Source organism: Streptomyces sp. NPDC048270, from assembly GCF_040652335.1.
In the GTDB taxonomy this organism is placed as follows: Bacteria; Actinomycetota; Actinomycetes; order Streptomycetales; family Streptomycetaceae; genus Streptomyces.
In genome coordinates this window covers 25,988-43,699 of record NZ_JBEZLV010000045.1, presented here as the reverse complement: position 1 = coordinate 43,699, position 17,712 = coordinate 25,988, and the positions used below count along the sequence as shown (strand labels likewise).

Genomic DNA, 17,712 nt, shown 5'->3' with positions numbered 1-17,712 from the left:
TTGATTTTTGGCACGCTGTTGAGTTCTCAAGGAACGGACGCTTCCTTTGTACTCACCCTCTCGGGCTTTCCTCCGGGCTTTCGTTCTGTGTTCTTACTGTTCTTGCTGTTCTTGCGTTTCCGACTCTATCAGACTCTTTCGGGCCCGACTTCCTCGGTGCTTTCCAGGTTCCGCGCTTTCGCGCTTTCCCTTTCCGGCGTTTCCGACTCTATCAGATCCTTTCGGGCCTGACTCCCAGTCAGCGGGGCTTGCCTTCCGGGCTGTTGGGCCCTTCCGGCGAGTGAGACAGTAGCGGATTCCTTGCCCCCGAACCTAATCGGCGGCGGCGTCCTCGGACGCGGATTCCTCATTCGCAAATACGCATGAAAACGAGACGACAAAAGTCAGCCGTTCGTTCGAATGTGCAGTGCGGGATGGCTGTCCGGGGACCGACCGGAGTCGGCGCTCACTTCGGACAACTCGAAGAACCTTACGGACCGGGCACAGCTGTGTCAACCCCCGGCTGACCGGTCGCGACCGGCCGCACCGGCGCGCGAACTTCACGACGTCTTCATCCCGTTCCGTCTACCCTGGGTCCATGACTACGCATGCGCTCACGCTCAGCCTCTGCTGGTGGGCCGCCTGACGGCGGCCGACTGCAACGCGAGCACGCATGCGCTCAACGGCCGCCGCTTCGGCGGCCGTTTTCGTTTCTCCCCTCCCGGGGGTGGGCTCGGTCGCCCGTCGCGGCGGCCCCGGCACCACACACAAGGGAGAGCGGGACATGACGAGGATCTTCAGCGGGGTCAAGCCGACCGGGCACCTGACGCTGGGCAACTACCTGGGCGCCGTACGGCAGTGGGTCGCCGCCGATCAGGCGCCGGACGAGGCCCTGTTCTGTGTCGTCGACCTGCACGCCCTGACCGTCGAGCACGAGCCGGCGCGCGTACGGCGGCTCAGCCGGCAGGCGGCGACGCTGCTGCTCGCCGCCGGGCTGGATCCGCAGCGGTGCACCTTGTTCGTGCAGAGCCACGTCGACGAGCACACGCGGCTGGCCTACCTGCTGGAGTGCACCGCCACCGACGGGGAGCTGCGCCGGATGATCCAGTACAAGGAGAAGGCGGCGAAGGCGCAGGCCGCCGGGGACGGCGTACGGCTGTCGCTGCTCACCTATCCCGTGCTGATGGCGGCCGACATCCTGGCGTACCGGACCGACGAGGTGCCCGTGGGCGAGGACCAGCGGCAGCACGTGGAGCTGACCCGGGACCTGGCCGTGCGCTTCAACCAGCGGTACGGGCACACGTTCACGGTGCCCAGGGCCACGCACCCGGCGGTGGCCGCCCGGGTCATGGACCTCCAGGAGCCGACGTCGAAGATGGGGAAGTCCCACGCGAACGGCACGGGGATCGTCTATCTGCTCGACGAGCCGGGGGTCGTCCGCAAGAAGGTGATGCGGGCGGTCACCGACAGCGGGGACGACGGGGTGGCCTACGACCGCGAGGCGCGGCCCGGGGTCGCGAACCTGCTGGACGTCCTGGCCGCCTGTACGGGCGGGGATCCCGTGCGGCTCGCCGAGGGGTACCCGGGCTACGGCGCGCTCAAGCGGGACGTCGCCGACGCGGTGGTCGAGCTGCTGCGGCCGGTGCGGGAGCGGCATGCCGAACTGGCGGCCGATCCGGCCGAGGTGGACAAAGTGCTGCGGGAGGGGGCGGCGCGGGCCCGGGAGCTGGCGCGGCCGGTGGTCGACCGGGCGTACGAGGCCATCGGGCTGCTGGCTCCGTGAAGAGGTGAGAGCAGGCGGACGGGCCACCGCTCGGGCGGCGGCCCGTACCCGCGGCTCAGCTGTTGCCGGAGGCGAGCTCGCGGCTGCGGTCGCGGGCCGCTTCGAGGGCGGCGATCAGGGCGGCGCGCACGCCGTGCCGCTCGAGCTCGACGATCGCGTTGATCGTCGTTCCGGCCGGGGAGGTGACGGCCTCGCGGAGCTTGACCGGGTGCTCGCCGCTGTCGCGGAGCATCACGGCGGCGCCGATGGCGGCCTGCACGATCAGGTCGTGGGCCTGGGCGCGGGGCAGGCCCAGGAGGATCCCGGCGTCGGTCATGGCCTCCACGAGGAAGTAGAAGTACGCGGGTCCGGATCCCGAGAGGGCGGTGGCCGCGTCCTGCTGGGACTCGGGGACGCGCAGGGTCTTGCCGACGCCGCCGAAGATCTCCTCGGTGTGCAGGAGGTGCGCGGCGGTGGCGTGGCTGCCGGCCGAGATGACGGACATGGCCTCGTCGACGAGGGCGGGGGTGTTCGTCATGACGCGCACGACGGGGGTGCCGGGCGCGAGCCGCTCCTCGAAGAAGGCGGTCGGGATGCCCGCGGCGCCGCTGATGACCAGGCGGTCGGCGGGGACGTGCGGGGCGAGCTCTTCGAGGAGCTTGCCCATGTCCTGCGGCTTGACGGTGAGGATGAGGGTGTCGGCGCGCTTGGCGGCCTCGGCGTTGCTGACGGCCTCGACTCCGTAGCGGGCGCGGAGCTCCTCGGCGCGTTCCGCGCGGCGGGCGGTGACGAGGAGCTTGGAGGCGGGCCAGCCGCCCCGGATCATCCCGCTGAGCAGGGCCTCGCCGATCTTGCCGGTACCGAGGACTGCGACTGTCTGGGTCATGCCCGATTCACCTCGCCGAACGCGCTGCGTATGACTGCGTACGGGATCATCCTCGCACTCGGGCCGGTGCGCCGGGCGGGGTGTCCGGTCCGTGGGCGGCCCGTGCGGGCTAGGGGGTCCGGCGGCGGAGGGTGGCCGCGCCGAGGGCGAGGACGAGCAGGGCGCAGGCGGCGACGATGACGGCGTCGCGGACGAAGTCGGCGGTCATGTCGGTGTGGGTGAGGACCTGGGTCATGCCGTCGACCGCATAGGACATGGGCAGCACGTCCGAGAGGGTTTCGAGGACGGGGTGCATGGTGTCGCGGACCGCGAACAGGCCGCACAGCAGCAGTTGGGGGAAGATCACCGCCGGCATGAACTGGACCGCCTGGAACTCGGAGGCCGCAAAGGCGGAGACGAAGAGGCCGAGCGCGGTGCCGAGGAGCGCGTCGAGGAGGGCGACGAGCAGGAGGAGCCAGGGGGAGCCGACGACGTCGAGGCCCAGGAGCCAGAGGGCGAGCCCGGTGGCGAGGAGCGACTGGACGACGGCGACGGCTCCGAAGGCGAGGGCGTAGCCGGCGATGAGGTCGCCCTTGCCCAGCGGCATGGCGAGGAGGCGCTCCAGGGTGCCGGAGGTGCGCTCGCGCAGGGTGGCGATGGAGGTCACCAGGAACATGGTGATGAGGGGGAAGATCCCGAGGAGTGACGCGCCGATGCCGTCGAAGGTGCGCGGGCTGCCGTCGAAGACGAAGCGGAGCAGCGTCAGCATCAGTACGGGGACCAGCAGCATCAGCGCGATGGAGCGCGGGTCGTGGCCGAGCTGGCGCAGGACGCGGCCGGCGGTGGCGGTGGTGCGGGCGGCGTTGATCGAGGAGGTGGTGGTCATCGCTGCGGCTCCCTGGCGGCGGTGGCGTTGGCCTCGTCGACGAGGCGCAGGAAGCCCTCCTCGACGGTGGCGGAGTCGGTGCGGGCGCGCAGGGCGTCGGGGGTGTCCTGGGCGAGGATGCGCCCTTCGCGCATGAGGAGGAGGTCGTGGCAGCGCTCGGCCTCGTCCATGACGTGTGAGGAGACGAGGATCGTGGCCCCGCGGGTGCGGGTGATCTCGTGGAAGAGGTTCCAGAGGTCGCGGCGCAGGACGGGGTCGAGGCCGACGGTGGGTTCGTCGAGGACGAGGAGCTCGGGGGTGCCGAGCAGGGCGACGGCGAGGGAGACGCGGCTGCGCTGGCCGCCGGAGAGGTTGCCGGCGAGGGCGTCGGTGTGGGTGGTCAGGTCGACGTCGGTGATGGCCTGGCGTACGGCGGCCGCGCGGCGGTCGGCGGCGGCGCGGCCCGGGTCGAGGACCGCGGCGAAGTAGTCGAGGTTCTGCCGGACGGTGAGGTCGTCGTAGACGGAGGGCGCCTGGGTGACGTAGCCGATGCGGGAGCGGAGCTCGGGGTGGCCGGCGGGGCGGCCGAGGACGTCGAGGGTGCCGCTCACGCGGGCCTGGGTTCCGACGATGGCGCGCATGAGGGTGGACTTCCCGCAGCCCGAGGGGCCGAGGAGGCCGGTGATGCGGCCGCGGGGGACGTCGAAGCCGATGCGGTCGAGGACGGTGCGGGGGGCTCGGCCCGTGCCGCGGCGGACGGTCAGGCCGGCGGCGTGCACGGCGGCGGGGGCTTCCGGGGTCTCTGGAGGCGGGTTATTCATCATGTGATGAATAATGCTCCTGGCTGTGCCGGGCGTCAATCGCCGGGACGGAGCCGCTGCCGCCGGGGGCGGGTTCCGGGGCTACTTCTTGCGCCGGCTACTTCTTGCGCCGGCTACTTCTTGCGCTTGGTGCGGCGCGCCGCGGGGTTGCCGGTACGGGCGCTGCGGCGGCGGGCGAAATCGGCCACGGAGCGCTCGTACTCGGCGCGGCGCAGCTTCTCGCCCGGGGCCTCGACGAGGCAGCGCAGGAAGTACGCGATGAGGGAGCCGATGAAACCGATCGCCTTCAGCCCCTTGAGGGCGGCCTCGTCGGAGGAGGGGGCCGGGCGGCGGCTGAAGGACTCCCAGGTCTTGGCGAAGGCGATGGAGCTGGCGATCGCGAAGAGGACGACGACGGAGATGCTGAGGAAGGGGCCGACGTTGCCGAGCGCCAGGCCCTCGTAGGAGAGGCGGAGCAGCACCGCGGCGGCGACGGCGGTGACCAGCGAGCCGGCGGCGACGGCGGCGCGGCGCAGGGCGTAGCCCCCGTCGTGGTTCACCCAGGTGGTGCCGAAGAACCGGATCGGCTCGGGCGCGGGTCCGGCGGGCACGGCCGGGGCCGGCTCGGCCGGGGCGCCCGGGGCCTGGGCCGGCCCGGTGGGGTTCTGGTCTCGCTGGTCGTCGCTCACGTCAGCGATTATCCCCCGCCGGGCCGGCCGGACCGGGTGTGTCTCACGTGTCAGACGGGCGGTGGCCCGGGGTGCGGCTAGCCGCAGTGCGCGGCGACGTAGCCGTCGCTGCCGGTCTTCACGTACGCGTCGGAGACGAACTGGCCGTTGCCGACGCAGTCCCACAGGTTGGTGGTGCCGTACGGGCCGGAGACGGTGGTGCCCGCGCACTGGCAGCGGATCGTCACCCGGGCGCCGAGCGGCAGGACGGCGACGACGGGATAGCCGGTGCCCGGGCCGCTGCGCACGTTGAGCTGGACGCCGGGCGCGACCGGGTAGGACTTGTAGCCGGAGCCTTCGGAAAGGGTCTGGACCGCGTGCGTTTCGTTCTCAACCGACATCGGAAATCTCCCCCTTGAGCATGACGCTCTGCAACTCGCGCAGGGTAGCAGGCCCTTACCGCTTCATATGCGCCATCGACTAGGCTCCGGCGGGGGTGGTCGGCAGTGCATCCACTGCGCGCGGAACGGGCCGGTTTTCCGGAGTACGCCGGGCAGTACCGGCTGGAATCCGTCCTGGGTTCCGGTGGCATGGGAGTGGTTCATCTGGCCACCTCGGCGTCCGGACTGCGGCTGGCGGTCAAGGTCGTCCACGCGCAGCACGCGATGGATCCGGAGTTCCGGGCCAGGTTCCGCCAGGAGGTCGCGGCCGCCCGCCGGGTGAGCGGCGCGTTCACCGCTCCCGTCGTGGACGCGGACCCCGATGCCGAGCGGCCGTGGATGGCCACCCTGTTCATCGACGCCCCCACGCTGGCCGAGCAGGTACGGGAGGCGCCCCTCGGCCCCGGGGCGCTGGCCAGGCTCGGCGCCGGGCTGGCGGAGGCGCTGCGGGACATCCACCGGGCCGGTGTCGTGCACCGGGACCTCAAGCCCAGCAACGTCCTGATGGCGCCCGACGGGGTGCGCGTCATCGACTTCGGGATCTCCCGGCCCGCCGACAGCGATCTGCGGACCGAGACCGGAAAGCTCATCGGGACTCCCCCGTTCATGGCGCCCGAGCAGTTCCAGCGGCCGCGGGAGGTCGGACCGGCGGCGGACGTGTTCGCGATGGGGGCGGTGCTCGTCCACGCGGCGACCGGCCGCGGGCCCTTCGACTCCGACAGCCACTACCTCGTCGCCTACCAGGTGGTGCACAGCGAGCCGGACCTGACCGGGGTGCCGTCCTCCCTCGCGCCGGTCATCGCGCGCTGCCTCGCCAAGGACCCCGGCGACCGGCCGACCCCCGACGCCCTGCTCGGAGAGCTGCGGGCGGCCGCGTACCCGACGGGCGAGGAGACCCGCGCCTTCATACCGCAGCCCCGGCGGCCGCTCTCGGCGCCGCCGCCGTCCGCCGCCGACGAGGTCACGCACCGGCGCGTGCGGGTCCCCGAGCCCGCCGGGACGGGCCGGCGGCCACGCCGTGCCGCCCTCGTCCTCGCCCTCGCCCTGCTGCTGACGGGCGGAGCCGCCGCCGCGGGATACCCGTGGTTCGGCGGCGGGGACACCGCGGGGCCCGCGGCAGCGCGGGCACAGGACCCGGCCGCCCCCTCGACGGCCCCCGCGCCGTGGTCGGCCCCGCTGGGCGACCGCGGTCCCGGGAACACGGTCTCCGCGTGCGCGGCGGCTGCCGGCGCGCTGTACTGCTCGACCCCGGGCCTCGTCGCCGCCCGGCTGGACCCGGCCGACGGCGCCCTCGCCTGGTCGGTGCCCGCGCCGGGCGCGGGAACCCGTACGCCGGGCGCCACCGCCATCGCGCCCGTCGCGAGCGGCGGACTCGTCCTCGCCGTGGCCCCCGGCAGCGGGCTGCTCCAGGCACTGGACCCGGCCACGGGCGTCGCGCGGTGGAAGAAGGACGTCGCGCGGAACGCCACCGTGCTGCCGGCCGGCTCGAAGGTGCTGGCCGCCGGGGCGGACGGGACGGTCACGGCGCTCGACGCGGCCACCGGCGACGTGATCTGGAGCAAGCGCCTGGGACGGACGGGGTCCGTGTGGCTCACCGGTCCCGGCCGGCCGGACGGCGCCCTCGACCTGTACGTGTCGACGCGCGCCGACGACGGCACGTCCTCGCAGCTCTCGGCGGTCGATCCGGCCGACGGCACGGTGCGCTGGCAGCTGCGCGCACCCGGGCTGCTCAAGCCGGTCGGCGTCGCACAGGGCGCACTGCACCTGCTGGCCGGCGACCTGGAGGGGATGTCCGTCGCGGTGGTGCGCGTCGACCTGGCCACGCGTGCGGTACGGCGGACCCCGCTGTCGGTGGAGCAGCTGCAGGCCGAGGCGGCCGTGGGACCGGACGGCGTCGTGTACCTGATCGGCATCTCGGGCGCGCTGACGGCGGTCGCCGGGGAGAAGGAGGCGTGGCGGCTGGAGACGGCCGTGGCCGCGGCCTCCCGGCCGGTCGTCGACGACGGGCGGCTGTTCCTGATGGCGGCCGACGGCCGGCTGATCGCGGTCGACGCCCGGGCCGGACGGCTGGTCGGGCAGACGGATCCGCGGATGGGGACGGGCCGGGGCACCTACACGGCCACCGTCCCCGCGCCCGTGGTCGCCGACGGGCGGGTGTTCGGGAGTGCCCCCGACGGTTCCGTGTTCGGGGTGGCCGCGGGGGATCCCGCGGGATGGTGAACGCGCGATGCCCCCGCACCTCGGGGGTGCGGGGGCATCGCGCGACGCGGTTCGGCGCGGTGGGTCAGCCCAGGCGGGAGACGTCCCGGACGGCGCCCTTGTCGGCGCTCGTGGCCATCGCCGCGTAGGCGCGCAGGGCCGCGGAGACGTTGCGCTCGCGGTCCTTCGGGGCGTAGACGCCGCCGAGCGCCTCGTGGCGGGCCGCGAGCGTGGCCTCGTCGACCAGGAGCTCGATGGTCCGGTTCGGGATGTCGATGCGGATCCGGTCGCCGTCCTCCACGACCGCGATTGTGCCGCCCGAGGCCGCCTCCGGGGAGGCGTGGCCGATGGACAGGCCCGAGGTGCCGCCGGAGAAGCGGCCGTCGGTCACCAGGGCGCACACCTTGCCCAGGCCCCGGCCCTTGAGGAAGGAGGTCGGGTAGAGCATCTCCTGCATGCCGGGACCGCCGCGCGGGCCCTCGTAGCGGATGACGACGACGTCGCCCGGCTTGACCTCCTTGCGGAGGATCTTGTCGACGGCCTCGTCCTGCGATTCGCAGACGACGGCCGGACCCTCGAAGGTCCAGATCGACTCGTCGACACCGGCCGTCTTCACGACGCAGCCGTCGAGCGCGATGTTGCCGCGCAGCACGGCGAGGCCGCCGTCCTTGGAGTACGCGTGCTGGACCGAGCGGATGCAGCCGCCCTCGGCGTCGAGGTCGAGGGTCTCCCAGCGCTCGGACTGGGAGAAGGCGCTGGCGGAGCGCTTGCAGCCGGGGGCCGCGTGCCACAGCTCCATGGCCTCCTCGGAGGCCGTGCCGGCGCGGGCGTCCCACTTCGCGAGCCAGTCCTCCAGGCCGTCCGAGTGGACGGTGGTGACGTTCTTGTTGAGCAGTCCGCCGCGGTGCAGCTCCCCGAGGATGGCGGGGATGCCGCCGGCCCGGTGGATGTCCTCCATGTAGTACGTGCCGCCGGGCGCCACGTTCGGGGCCACCTTGGCCAGGCACGGGACGCGGCGCGAGACCTCGTCGATGTCGGTGAGGTCGTAGTCCAGGCCCGCCTCCTGCGCCGCGGCCAGCAGGTGCAGGATCGTGTTGGTGGAGCCGCCCATCGCGATGTCCAGGGCCATGGCGTTCTCGAAGGCCTCGCGGCTCGCGATGCTGCGCGGCAGGACGGAGTGGTCGTCCTGCTCGTAGTGGCGCTTGGTGATCTCGACGACCGTGCGGCCCGCCTCCTCGTAGAGGGCGCGGCGGGCGGTGTGGGTGGCGAGGACCGAGCCGTTGCCGGGGAGGGCCAGGCCGATGGCCTCGGCGAGGCAGTTCATCGAGTTGGCGGTGAACATGCCGCTACAGGAGCCGCAGGTCGGACAGGCGTTCTCCTCGATCCGCAGGACGTCCTCGTCGGAGACGTTCTCGTTGGAGGCGTCGACCATGGCGTCGATCAGGTCGAGCTTGCGGACGGTGCCGTCGACGAGGGTCGCCTGGCCGGCCTCCATCGGGCCGCCGGAGACGAAGACCACCGGGATGTTCAGGCGCATGGCGGCCATCAGCATGCCCGGGGTGATCTTGTCGCAGTTGGAGATGCAGATCAGGGCGTCGGCGCAGTGGGCCTCGACCATGTACTCGACGCTGTCCGCGATGAGGTCGCGGGAGGGCAGGGAGTACAGCATGCCGGCGTGGCCCATGGCGATGCCGTCGTCGACCGCGATGGTGTTGAACTCGCGCGGGATGGCTCCGGCGGCGCGGATGGCGTCGGAGACGATCCGGCCCACCGGGGCGAGGTGCGTGTGCCCGGGGACGAACTCGGTGAAGGAGTTGGCGACCGCGATGATCGGCTTGCCGATGTCCTCGCTCGCTACGCCCGACGCACGCATAAGGGCGCGTGCCCCCGCCATGTTGCGGCCGTGGGTGACGGTGCGGGACCTCAGCTCGGGCATCGGGTTCACTCCCCATGAGTGCGGCCGGCCTTGCGAGCGCGGCCACGACTGTAGATATGAATCAGTTACGAGGCTACGCTCCCGGCCCGCGATACGGACAGCAGGTCCGCATGCCGGGACGGGCGGCTCATTCCTCGGTCAGGTAGCGCTGCAGGGTGGGCGCCACCAGGGCCACGATGTCGTCCGGGTCCGCGGACGCGAGGGGCTCGACCTGGACGACGTAGCGCAGGATCGCGATGCCGACCATGTGGGAGGCGGCGAGCTCGGCGCGGAAGGTCGGGTCGGGCACGTCGAGGTCGGCCGCCACCCGCTCCAGGACGCGGCGCAGGACGATGCGGCGCAGCACCGAGGCCGCCGCCTCGTGGGTCAGCGCGGACCGGATCACGGCCAGCAGCGGCGCCCGGGTGACCGGGTTCTCCCAGATCCCCAGGAAGTAGCGGGCGAGCCGTTCCCCGATGCCGTCCGGGCCCTCGCCGAGGATCGCCGGGACCACCATCGCCGGCTCCATGCTCAGCTCGATGGCGGCGGCGAAGAGGTCGTCCTTGCTGCCGAAGTAGTGGTGGACCAGGGCCGGGTCCACACCGGCGGCCTTGGCGACGCCGCGTACGGAGGTCTTGTCGTAGCCGCGCGCGGCGAACTCGGAGCGGGCCGCGAGGCGGATGCGCTCCTGGGTGCCGGGGCCCTCCTCGACCTCGTCCTGGCGGGGCCGGCCGGGGCCGCGGCGGCGCTTCACGGGCTCGGTCACGGGCGCCGGACCCCGTCGCGCGGGGCGGGCGCGGTGGCGAGGTGCAGGCGGGTGAAGGCCAGCGCCTCGGCGAGGTCGGCCTCGCGCTCGGCCGACGACATGGCGCGCCGGGTGTTGACCTCGATCACCACGTGCCCGTCGAAGGAGGTACGGGCGAGCCGTTCCAGCAGCTCGGCGCAGGGCTGCGTACCGCGGCCCGGGACCAGGTGCTCGTCCTTCGCCGAACCGTTTCCGTCGGCGAGGTGGACGTGCGCGAGCCGGTCGCCCATCCGGTCGATCATCCCGGTGGCGTCGGTGCGGGCGGTCGCGGTGTGCGACAGGTCGACGGTGAAATGCCGGTAGTCGTCCTTCGTCACGTCCCACTCGGGCGCGTACGCCAGCATCTCGCGGTCGCGGTAGCGCCAGGGGTACATGTTCTCGACGGCGAACCGGACGTCGGTCTCGTCGGCCATCCGCCAGATCCCCGTGACGAAGTCCCGCGCGTACTGGCGCTGCCAGCGGAAGGGCGGGTGCACGACCACGGTGGACGCGCCGAGCCGCTCGGCCGCCGCCTGGGCGCGCTGGAGCTTGGTCCAGGGGTCGGTGGACCAGACCCGCTGGGTGATCAGCAGGCACGGGGCGTGGATGGCGAGGATCGGCACCTGGTGGTGGTCGGACAGCCGGCGCAGGGCGTCGACGTCCTGGCTGACCGGGTCCGTCCAGACCATGACCTCGACGCCGTCGTAGCCGAGGCGCGCGGCGATCTCGAAGGCGGTCGCCGTGGACTCCGGATAGACGGAGGCGGTGGACAGGGCGACTTTCGCGGTCGGGACACGGACTGGTTCTGCCACGGACACAGGGTACGGGGTACGGGCCCGGCTCCCCCGGGCGCGTGTCGCCCGCGGGCCCCGGCGCTCCCCGGGCGGCGCCCGTCGGCCCGGCTCCCTCAGGCGGTGCCCGTCGGCAGGTGGTCGAGCCTGCGCAGGATGACGCCCTCGCGCAGCGCCCACGGGCAGATCTCGAGGTCGTCGACGCCGAAGAGGTCCATCGCGCCCTCGGCGACCAGCGCCCCCGCCAGCAGCTGGTTCGCCCGGCCCTCCGAGACGCCCGGGAGGGCCGCCCGCTGGGCCGTGGTCATCGCGGCCAGCCGCGGGACCCACTCCTCCAGCGACTTGCGGGTCAGGTCCCGCTGCACGTAGAGGCCGTCCGCCGAGCGGGCCGCGCCCGCGATGCGGGCCAGCTGCTTGAAGGTCTTCGACGTCGCCACGACGTGGTCCGGGGTGCCGAAGCGGGTGAACTCCCCCACCGTCCGCGCGATCTCCGCCCGCACGTGCCGGCGCAGGGCCCTGATGTCCAGCGCGTCCGGCGGGTCGCCCGGCAGCCAGCCCGCCGTGAGCCGGCCCGCGCCCAGCGGGAGGGAGACGGCCGCGTACGGGTCCTCGTCGATGCCGTACGCGATCTCCAGCGAGCCGCCGCCGATGTCGAGGACCAGCAGCTTCCCGGCCGACCAGCCGAACCAGCGGCGCGCGGCCAGGAACGTCAGCCGCGCCTCGTCCTCACCGCTCAGCACGGGCAGGTCCACACCGGTCTCGGCCTTGACCCGCGACAGCACCGCGTCGGCGTTGGTGGCCTCGCGCACCGCGCTCGTCGCGAAGGGCAGGACGTCCTCGCAGCCCTTGTCCTCGGCGGCCTGCACCGCGTCGGCGATCACCGAGACGAGGCGCTCTATGCCCTCGGGCGTCACGGCTCCGCTCTCGTCGAGGAGCTCCGCCAGCCGCATCTCCACCTTGTGCGAGTGCGCCGGCTGCGGGCGCGCGCCGGGGTGCGCGTCCACCACCAGCAGATGGACGGTATTCGAACCCACATCAAGGACACCGAGTCTCATAGGGGGAAACGCTACTGCGACGAACGCGCAGGGGTTGAGTAAGGGGCGCTTAGGCTTGGGTTTGTGCCAAATACGAAGAAGGCCAACAAGACCAAGTCCGGCAACAAGGCGGAGAACAAGGCCGGCAGGGCGGGCAGGGCGGAGAAGGCCAAGGCCGCCGCACCGGCCGACGAGAAGGGCCTCGACTTCCCCCGGGCCTGGGTGGAGTTCCCCGATCCCGCCGACGACGAGCAGGTGTTCCGCTGCGACCTGACCTGGCTCACCTCCCGCTGGACCTGCATCTTCGGCCAGGGCTGCCAGGGCATCCAGGTCGGCCGGGCGGACGACGGCTGCTGCACGCTCGGCGCGCACTTCTCCGACGAGGACGACGAGAAGCGCGTCGCCCGGCACGTGGCCCGGCTGACCCCCGAGCTGTGGCAGTTCCACGACGTGGGCAGCGAGACCGGCTGGACGCAGCACGACGACGACGGGGAGAAGCAGACCCGCCGCTGGGACGGCGCGTGCATCTTCCTGAACCGGCCGGGATTCCCCGCAGGGGCCGGCTGCTCCCTGCACATCCTGGCGGTGAAGGAGGGCCGGGAGCCGCTGGAGACCAAGCCCGACGTCTGCTGGCAGCTGCCGATCCGCCGCACCTACGACTGGATCGAGCGGCCCGACGACACCCGGGTGCTGCAGGTGACGATCGGGGAGTACGACCGGCGCGGCTGGGGCCCGGGCGGGCACGACCTGCACTGGTGGTGCACGTCGGCGACCTCCGCGCACGGCGCCGGGGAGCCGGTGTACGTGTCGTACCGCCCCGAGCTGATCGAGCTGATGGGCAAGGAGGCGTACGAGGAGCTGGTGAAGCTGTGCGAGGCGCGGCTCGCCTCGCTGCTGCCGATGGCCCCGCACCCGGCCGACCCGGTGCTCCCCGCCTGAGGCGCCGCCGCGCCGGCCCCCGCCCGGGGGCGGCGCGCCGGCCGGGCCGCGCGGGGCCGCGCGCCGGCCGGGCCCGCTAGTTCGACGAGGCCGTCGGCCCGGGGTCGGGGTCCGGGGAAACCGTTCCTCCTGACGTCGGCTCGGGCGTCGGGCTCGCCGTGGGCGTCGGGCTCGGGTCCGGGGGCGGCGTCGGGGTGGGCGTGGGGCTCGCCGGCGGCGTCGGGGTGGGTGTCGGCTCCGGGGTCGACGGCGGCTCCGGGGTCGGGGCCGGCCGCCCGCGGCCCTGGATCGAGACGACCGCGCCGCCGGGATCCACCCCCACCCGGGCCGTCCAGCCCCCCACGGGCTGGGCCTGGGCGTCGACGGCGATCCGCAGGGTGACCGATTCTCCGGGGGCCAGCGTGCCCGCGGTACGGCTCGCGCGCAGCCAGGGCGCGTCGGACCAGAGCCGCCAGTCCACCGGGGCGCCGCCGGACGCGGTGAGGGTGAGCAGTGTGGTCGTGCCGTGGGAGGACGCGGCCACGGTGAGCCGGCCGGGGGCGCCGGGCCGGTCGGTGGCCGGCGGGGGGCCGGTGCTGATGACCTGGACGGAGACGTCGGGCTCGGCGCTGCCCGGGGCGAAGGCGGCCCCGCCGGTGGTGGAGGAGGTGTTCCCGGCGTTCTCGTAGGCGGCCAGCGGGTGGCCGCCGGCGTGCGGCGGCAGCGGGAGGTCGGTTTCGCTCGCGGAGATGCGGGTGGCGGCGTCGCCGACGGGTTCGCCGGTGTCCGGCGCGCCGCGGTAGGCCGCCCACAGCGCGATCACCGGCGCGGCGACGACGGTGGCGACCACGGTGGTGGTCACGGCCCGGGCGCGCATCCGGTCGCGGCGGGCCGCGCGGTCCCTGGGGTCCATCGGGAAGCCGGTGCGGTCGAAGCGCGGGGCGGGCCGCCGCCCCCGGCCGCCGCGGAGCATCGCCGCGTGCACGGCGGTGCGGGGGGCGGGGACGAGCGGGAGGGCGGCGGTGCCGGTGCCGCCGGAGCCGGGCCAGGGGGCGCCGGCGCCCACGCGTTCGGCGACGCGGCGGCAGCGCGGACAGTCGTCGACGTGGCGTACGAGTTCGGCGCGCAGTGTGGTGGACAGCAGGACCTGCCCGTCGCCGGTGAGCCGCGAGACGCTGGGGCAGTTGCCCGTCTCCACGACGGCGAGGGCGGTGCGGGTGCGCTCGACCTCGCAGGCGGCGCCGGACAGCAGCTCCCGGGCGGCGGCCGGGGGCGTGCCGAGGACGGCGGCGAGTTCGGTGACGCCGAGGCGGTGGCGGACGGCGAGCTCCAGGGCCTCGCGCTGCTCGGGCGTGGTCCCGGCGGCCTCCGGCCAGGCGAGCCGGGCCAGCTCGGTACGCCGGTAGGCGCTCACGTCAAGGGTGCGGCGGGGCCCGCCGGGCGGGGCGCCCTCCGCGGCTTCGCCCGGCGCACGGGCGGGATCCATGTGCTCCGGCGCGCGCCGGGCGCAGTGCGCTCCCTGCCGTGCGCGCCGCTGCTCGGCCAGCCGGTACAGGCAGCCCCAGCGGGCCAGGGCGTAGAGCCAGGCCCGCCGGTCGCCCTCGTCGGGGCAGCGGCCCGGATGCCGTTCGGCCACGGCGAGCACGTCGCCCAGCACGTCGGTGGCGGCGTCGTGGTCGCACAGGACCGACAGGCAGTACGTGAACAGGCCGTCCAGGTAGGGCTCGTGCCGGAAGGGCGGCGGCGGCTCCCCCTCGCGGGGCGTGCGCCCGTGCGCCCGGTGTGCGCCGGAGCGTGACGAGGAGTGTGCCTGGCTGCTGCTGTTCACTCGGCGACCGTAGGCGGCGCGCCGGTGGACCTCCGGAAGCCTTACCCGGATTTAGCCCTTACGGGTGAACAGATCGGTGAAGCACTGACGGTGCGGTTGCCGGCAGCGGTGTCGGCGCTGTCGGTGCCGGGGGCTACCGTGTGCGGCATGGCTGCCCGCACCGCTCGTTCATCCGCCAAGGACCGGCCGTCCTACCGCTGTACCGAGTGCGGCTGGACGACCGCGAAGTGGCTCGGGCGGTGTCCCGAATGCCAGGCGTGGGGCACCGTCGAGGAGATGGGCGCGCCCGCCGTGCGGACCACCGCCGCGGGCCGGGTGTCCACCGCCGCCGTGCCGATCGCACAGGTCGACGGCCGGACCGCGACCGCCCGCAGCACCGGCGTGGACGAACTGGACCGGGTCCTCGGCGGCGGGCTCGTGCCCGGCGCCGTGGTGCTGCTCGCCGGGGAGCCCGGCGTCGGGAAGTCGACGCTGCTGCTCGACGTCGCGGCGAAGGCGTCCAACGGCGACCACCGCACGCTGTACGTGACGGGCGAGGAGTCCGCGAGCCAGGTGCGGCTGCGCGCCGACCGGATCAACGCACTGAGCGACCACTTGTACCTGGCGGCCGAGACCGACCTGTCGGCCGTCCTGGGGCACCTGGACGCGGTGAAGCCCTCCCTGCTCATCCTGGACTCCGTGCAGACCGTCGCCTCCCCGGAGATCGACGGGGCACCCGGCGGCATGGCCCAGGTCCGCGAGGTCGCCGGGGCCCTGATCCGCGCCTCCAAGGAGCGCGGGATGTCCACCCTCCTCGTCGGCCACGTGACCAAGGACGGGGCGATCGCCGGCCCCCGCCTCCTGGAGCACCTGGTCGACGTGGTGCTGAGCTTCGAGGGCGACCGGCACGCCCGGCTGCGGCTGGTGCGCGGCGTCAAGAACCGGTACGGGGCCACCGACGAGGTGGGCTGCTTCGAGCTGCACGACGAGGGGATCACCGGGCTCGCCGACCCGAGCGGGCTGTTCCTGACCCGGCGCGCCGAGGCGGTGCCCGGGACCTGCCTGACGGTGACCCTGGAGGGCAAGCGCCCGCTGGTCGCCGAGGTGCAGGCGCTGACCGTGGACTCGCAGATCCCCTCCCCGCGGCGCACCACGTCGGGCCTGGAGACCTCGCGCGTCTCGATGATGCTGGCGGTGCTGGAGCAGCGCGGCCGGATCACCGCACTGGGCAAGCGCGACATCTACAGCGCCACCGTGGGCGGGGTGAAGCTGACCGAGCCTGCCGCCGACCTGGCGATCGCGCTGGCCCTGGCCTCCGCCGCCAGCGACGTCCCGCTCCCGAAGAACCTCGTGGCCATCGGGGAGGTCGGCCTGGCCGGCGAGGTGCGCCGGGTGACCGGCGTACAGCGGCGGCTCGCCGAGGCGCACCGCCTCGGTTTCACGCACGCCCTGGTGCCGTCGGATCCGGGCAAGGTTCCGGCCGGGATGAAGGTGACGGAGGTCGCCGACATGGGTGACGCGCTCCGGGTCCTGCCGCGCGGCCGCTCCCGTACGCCGGCCAGGGAGCGCGAAGGCTCCTAGCCGCCGCGCGGGGTCGGCCCGCACGTCGGGCCCTGGCTGGTCAGAGGGCCCGTACGGGGTCCCGGCGGGGCCCGCCTGGCCAAGCCACGGCCGGGCCGCAGCACACGCCGGTAGACTTCGGCGTGGTCCGCCCGGCCGTACGCAGGCGGCGCAACCCGCGACCGGAGGAGTGCAGTGGCAGCCAAGGACGGGGCAGCAGCATCCGGCAAGTCGGGCGCGAGCTCCAAGCAGGAGGCCATGATGCGCGCCTCGCTGAGCGCGGTCGCACCTGGTCAGCCGCTGCGTGACGGCCTGGAACGGATCGTCCGCGGCAACACCGGCGGGCTCATCGTCCTCGGCATGGACAAGTCGGTCGAGGCGATGTGCACCGGCGGCTTCGTCCTGGACGTGGAGTTCACCGCGACCCGGCTGCGCGAGCTGTGCAAGCTCGACGGCGCGCTCATCCTCGACAAGGACATCACCAAGATCCTGCGGGCCGGCGTGCAGCTGGTGCCGGACGCGTCGATCCACACGGAGGAGACGGGTACCCGGCACCGGACCGCGGACCGCGTCTCCAAGCAGTGCGGCTTCCCGGTGGTCTCGGTGTCGCAGTCGATGCGGCTGATCGCCCTGTACGTGGACGGGGAGCGGCGGGTCCTGGAGGAGTCCGGGGCGATCCTGTCCCGGGCGAACCAGGCGCTGGCCACGCTGGAGCGGTACAAGCTGCGCCTCGACGAGGTGGCGGGCACGCTGTCGGCGCTGGAGATCGAGGACCTGGTCACGGTCCGCGATGTGACCGCGGTCGCCCAGCGGCTGGAAATGGTCCGCCGGATCGCGACCGAGATCGCCGAGTACGTCGTCGAGCTGGGGACGGACGGCCGGCTGCTGTCGCTCCAGCTGGACGAGCTGACGGTCGGGATCGAGCAGGAGCGGGAGCTGGTGATCCGGGACTACGTTCCGGAGCCGACGGCGAAGCGTTCCCGCACGGTGGAGGAGGCGCTGCCGGCCCTGGACGCGCTGACGCATCCGGAGCTGCTGGAGCTGGCGATCGTGGCGAGGGCGCTGGGGTACACCGGGTCGCCGGAGACCCTGGACTCCGCGGTGTCGCCGCGCGGCTACCGTCTGCTGGCGAAGGTCCCCCGGCTGCCGGGGGCCATCATCGAGCGGCTCGTGGAGCACTTCGGGGGCCTGCAGAAGCTGCTCGCGGCGAGCGTGGACGATCTGCAGACGGTGGACGGCGTGGGCGAGGCCCGCGCGCGCAGCGTGCGCGAGGGCCTGTCCCGCCTGGCCGAGTCCTCGATCCTCGAGCGGTACGTCTAGCCGCG

16 protein-coding genes are annotated in these 17,712 nt (G+C 73.6%); 6 read left to right on the top strand and 10 right to left on the bottom strand.

Annotation, left to right across the window (positions count from 1 at the left end; translation table 11 throughout):
* Both AB0D66_RS29280 and trpS read left to right on the top strand, forming a co-directional pair.
* Nucleotides 1-231: hypothetical protein (locus AB0D66_RS29280; protein ID WP_362309880.1), on the top strand; the 231-nt coding region annotated here is incomplete at its 5' end.
* A gap of 532 nt (nt 232-763) precedes the next feature.
* Nucleotides 764-1,762: a tryptophan--tRNA ligase gene (gene trpS / locus AB0D66_RS29275; RefSeq protein WP_362309877.1), complete on the top strand. Its 999-nt coding sequence runs from the start codon at nt 764-766 to the stop codon at nt 1,760-1,762.
* Nucleotides 1,763-1,817: 55 nt separating this feature from the next.
* Here trpS and proC read toward each other — a convergent pair whose 3' ends face one another.
* The 5 genes from proC to AB0D66_RS29250 form a co-directional block, all read right to left on the bottom strand.
* A complete protein-coding gene (gene proC, locus AB0D66_RS29270; protein ID WP_362309874.1) occupies nt 1,818-2,627 on the bottom strand; it encodes a pyrroline-5-carboxylate reductase in 810 nt (269 codons plus the stop codon).
* A 109-nt stretch (nt 2,628-2,736) separates the two neighbouring features.
* Nucleotides 2,737-3,492, bottom strand: a complete 756-nt coding sequence (locus AB0D66_RS29265; protein WP_362309871.1) for an ABC transporter permease — start codon at nt 3,490-3,492, stop codon at nt 2,737-2,739.
* On the bottom strand, nt 3,489-4,295 hold the full coding sequence (locus AB0D66_RS29260; RefSeq protein ID WP_362309868.1) for an ABC transporter ATP-binding protein: 807 nt from the start codon (nt 4,293-4,295) through the stop codon (nt 3,489-3,491). Before AB0D66_RS29260 ends, AB0D66_RS29265 begins: the two co-directional genes overlap by 4 nt.
* Before the next feature lie 110 nt (nt 4,296-4,405).
* Complete coding sequence (locus AB0D66_RS29255; RefSeq protein WP_362309886.1) at nt 4,406-4,882, bottom strand: hypothetical protein; 477 nt, start codon at nt 4,880-4,882, stop codon at nt 4,406-4,408.
* Nucleotides 4,883-5,037: 155 nt separating this feature from the next.
* Complete coding sequence (locus AB0D66_RS29250; RefSeq protein WP_362309865.1) at nt 5,038-5,340, bottom strand: SH3 domain-containing protein; 303 nt, start codon at nt 5,338-5,340, stop codon at nt 5,038-5,040.
* Nucleotides 5,341-5,445: 105 nt separating this feature from the next.
* On the opposite strand from AB0D66_RS29250, the gene AB0D66_RS29245 reads away from it, so the two are divergent.
* Nucleotides 5,446-7,599, top strand: coding sequence for a serine/threonine-protein kinase (locus AB0D66_RS29245; RefSeq protein WP_362309862.1), 2,154 nt, complete (start codon nt 5,446-5,448; stop codon nt 7,597-7,599).
* 64 nt (nt 7,600-7,663) lie between these two features.
* Here the strand turns inward: AB0D66_RS29245 and ilvD are convergent, their stop codons facing one another.
* The 4 genes from ilvD to AB0D66_RS29225 form a co-directional block, all read right to left on the bottom strand.
* Nucleotides 7,664-9,514 carry a dihydroxy-acid dehydratase gene (gene ilvD, locus AB0D66_RS29240; protein ID WP_362309859.1) on the bottom strand — a complete coding sequence of 617 codons (1,851 nt, stop codon included), beginning with the start codon at nt 9,512-9,514 and terminating at the stop codon, nt 7,664-7,666.
* A gap of 127 nt (nt 9,515-9,641) precedes the next feature.
* Entirely contained in the window at nt 9,642-10,259 is a 618-nt protein-coding gene (locus AB0D66_RS29235) for a TetR family transcriptional regulator (protein WP_069920769.1), read from the bottom strand.
* Complete coding sequence (locus AB0D66_RS29230; RefSeq protein ID WP_362309855.1) at nt 10,256-11,089, bottom strand: sugar phosphate isomerase/epimerase; 834 nt, start codon at nt 11,087-11,089, stop codon at nt 10,256-10,258. The genes AB0D66_RS29235 and AB0D66_RS29230 overlap by 4 nt, the downstream gene beginning before the upstream one ends.
* A 95-nt stretch (nt 11,090-11,184) precedes the next feature.
* Entirely contained in the window at nt 11,185-12,123 is a 939-nt protein-coding gene (locus AB0D66_RS29225; RefSeq protein ID WP_362309852.1) for a Ppx/GppA phosphatase family protein, read from the bottom strand.
* Between the two features lie 63 nt (nt 12,124-12,186).
* Between AB0D66_RS29225 and AB0D66_RS29220 the strand changes: the two genes are divergently transcribed.
* On the top strand, nt 12,187-13,041 hold the full coding sequence (locus AB0D66_RS29220) for a hypothetical protein (RefSeq protein ID WP_362309849.1): 855 nt from the start codon (nt 12,187-12,189) through the stop codon (nt 13,039-13,041).
* Between the two features lie 76 nt (nt 13,042-13,117).
* Here AB0D66_RS29220 and AB0D66_RS29215 read toward each other — a convergent pair whose 3' ends face one another.
* Entirely contained in the window at nt 13,118-14,848 is a 1,731-nt protein-coding gene (locus AB0D66_RS29215; protein ID WP_362309847.1) for a sigma-70 family RNA polymerase sigma factor, read from the bottom strand.
* 147 nt (nt 14,849-14,995) lie between these two features.
* On the opposite strand from AB0D66_RS29215, the gene radA reads away from it, so the two are divergent.
* Complete coding sequence (gene radA / locus AB0D66_RS29210; protein WP_362309844.1) at nt 14,996-16,408, top strand: DNA repair protein RadA; 1,413 nt, start codon at nt 14,996-14,998, stop codon at nt 16,406-16,408.
* Nucleotides 16,409-16,582: 174 nt separating this feature from the next.
* On the top strand, nt 16,583-17,707 hold the full coding sequence (gene disA, locus AB0D66_RS29205) for a DNA integrity scanning diadenylate cyclase DisA (RefSeq protein WP_281209182.1): 1,125 nt from the start codon (nt 16,583-16,585) through the stop codon (nt 17,705-17,707).
* Nucleotides 17,708-17,712: the final 5 nt, after the last annotated feature.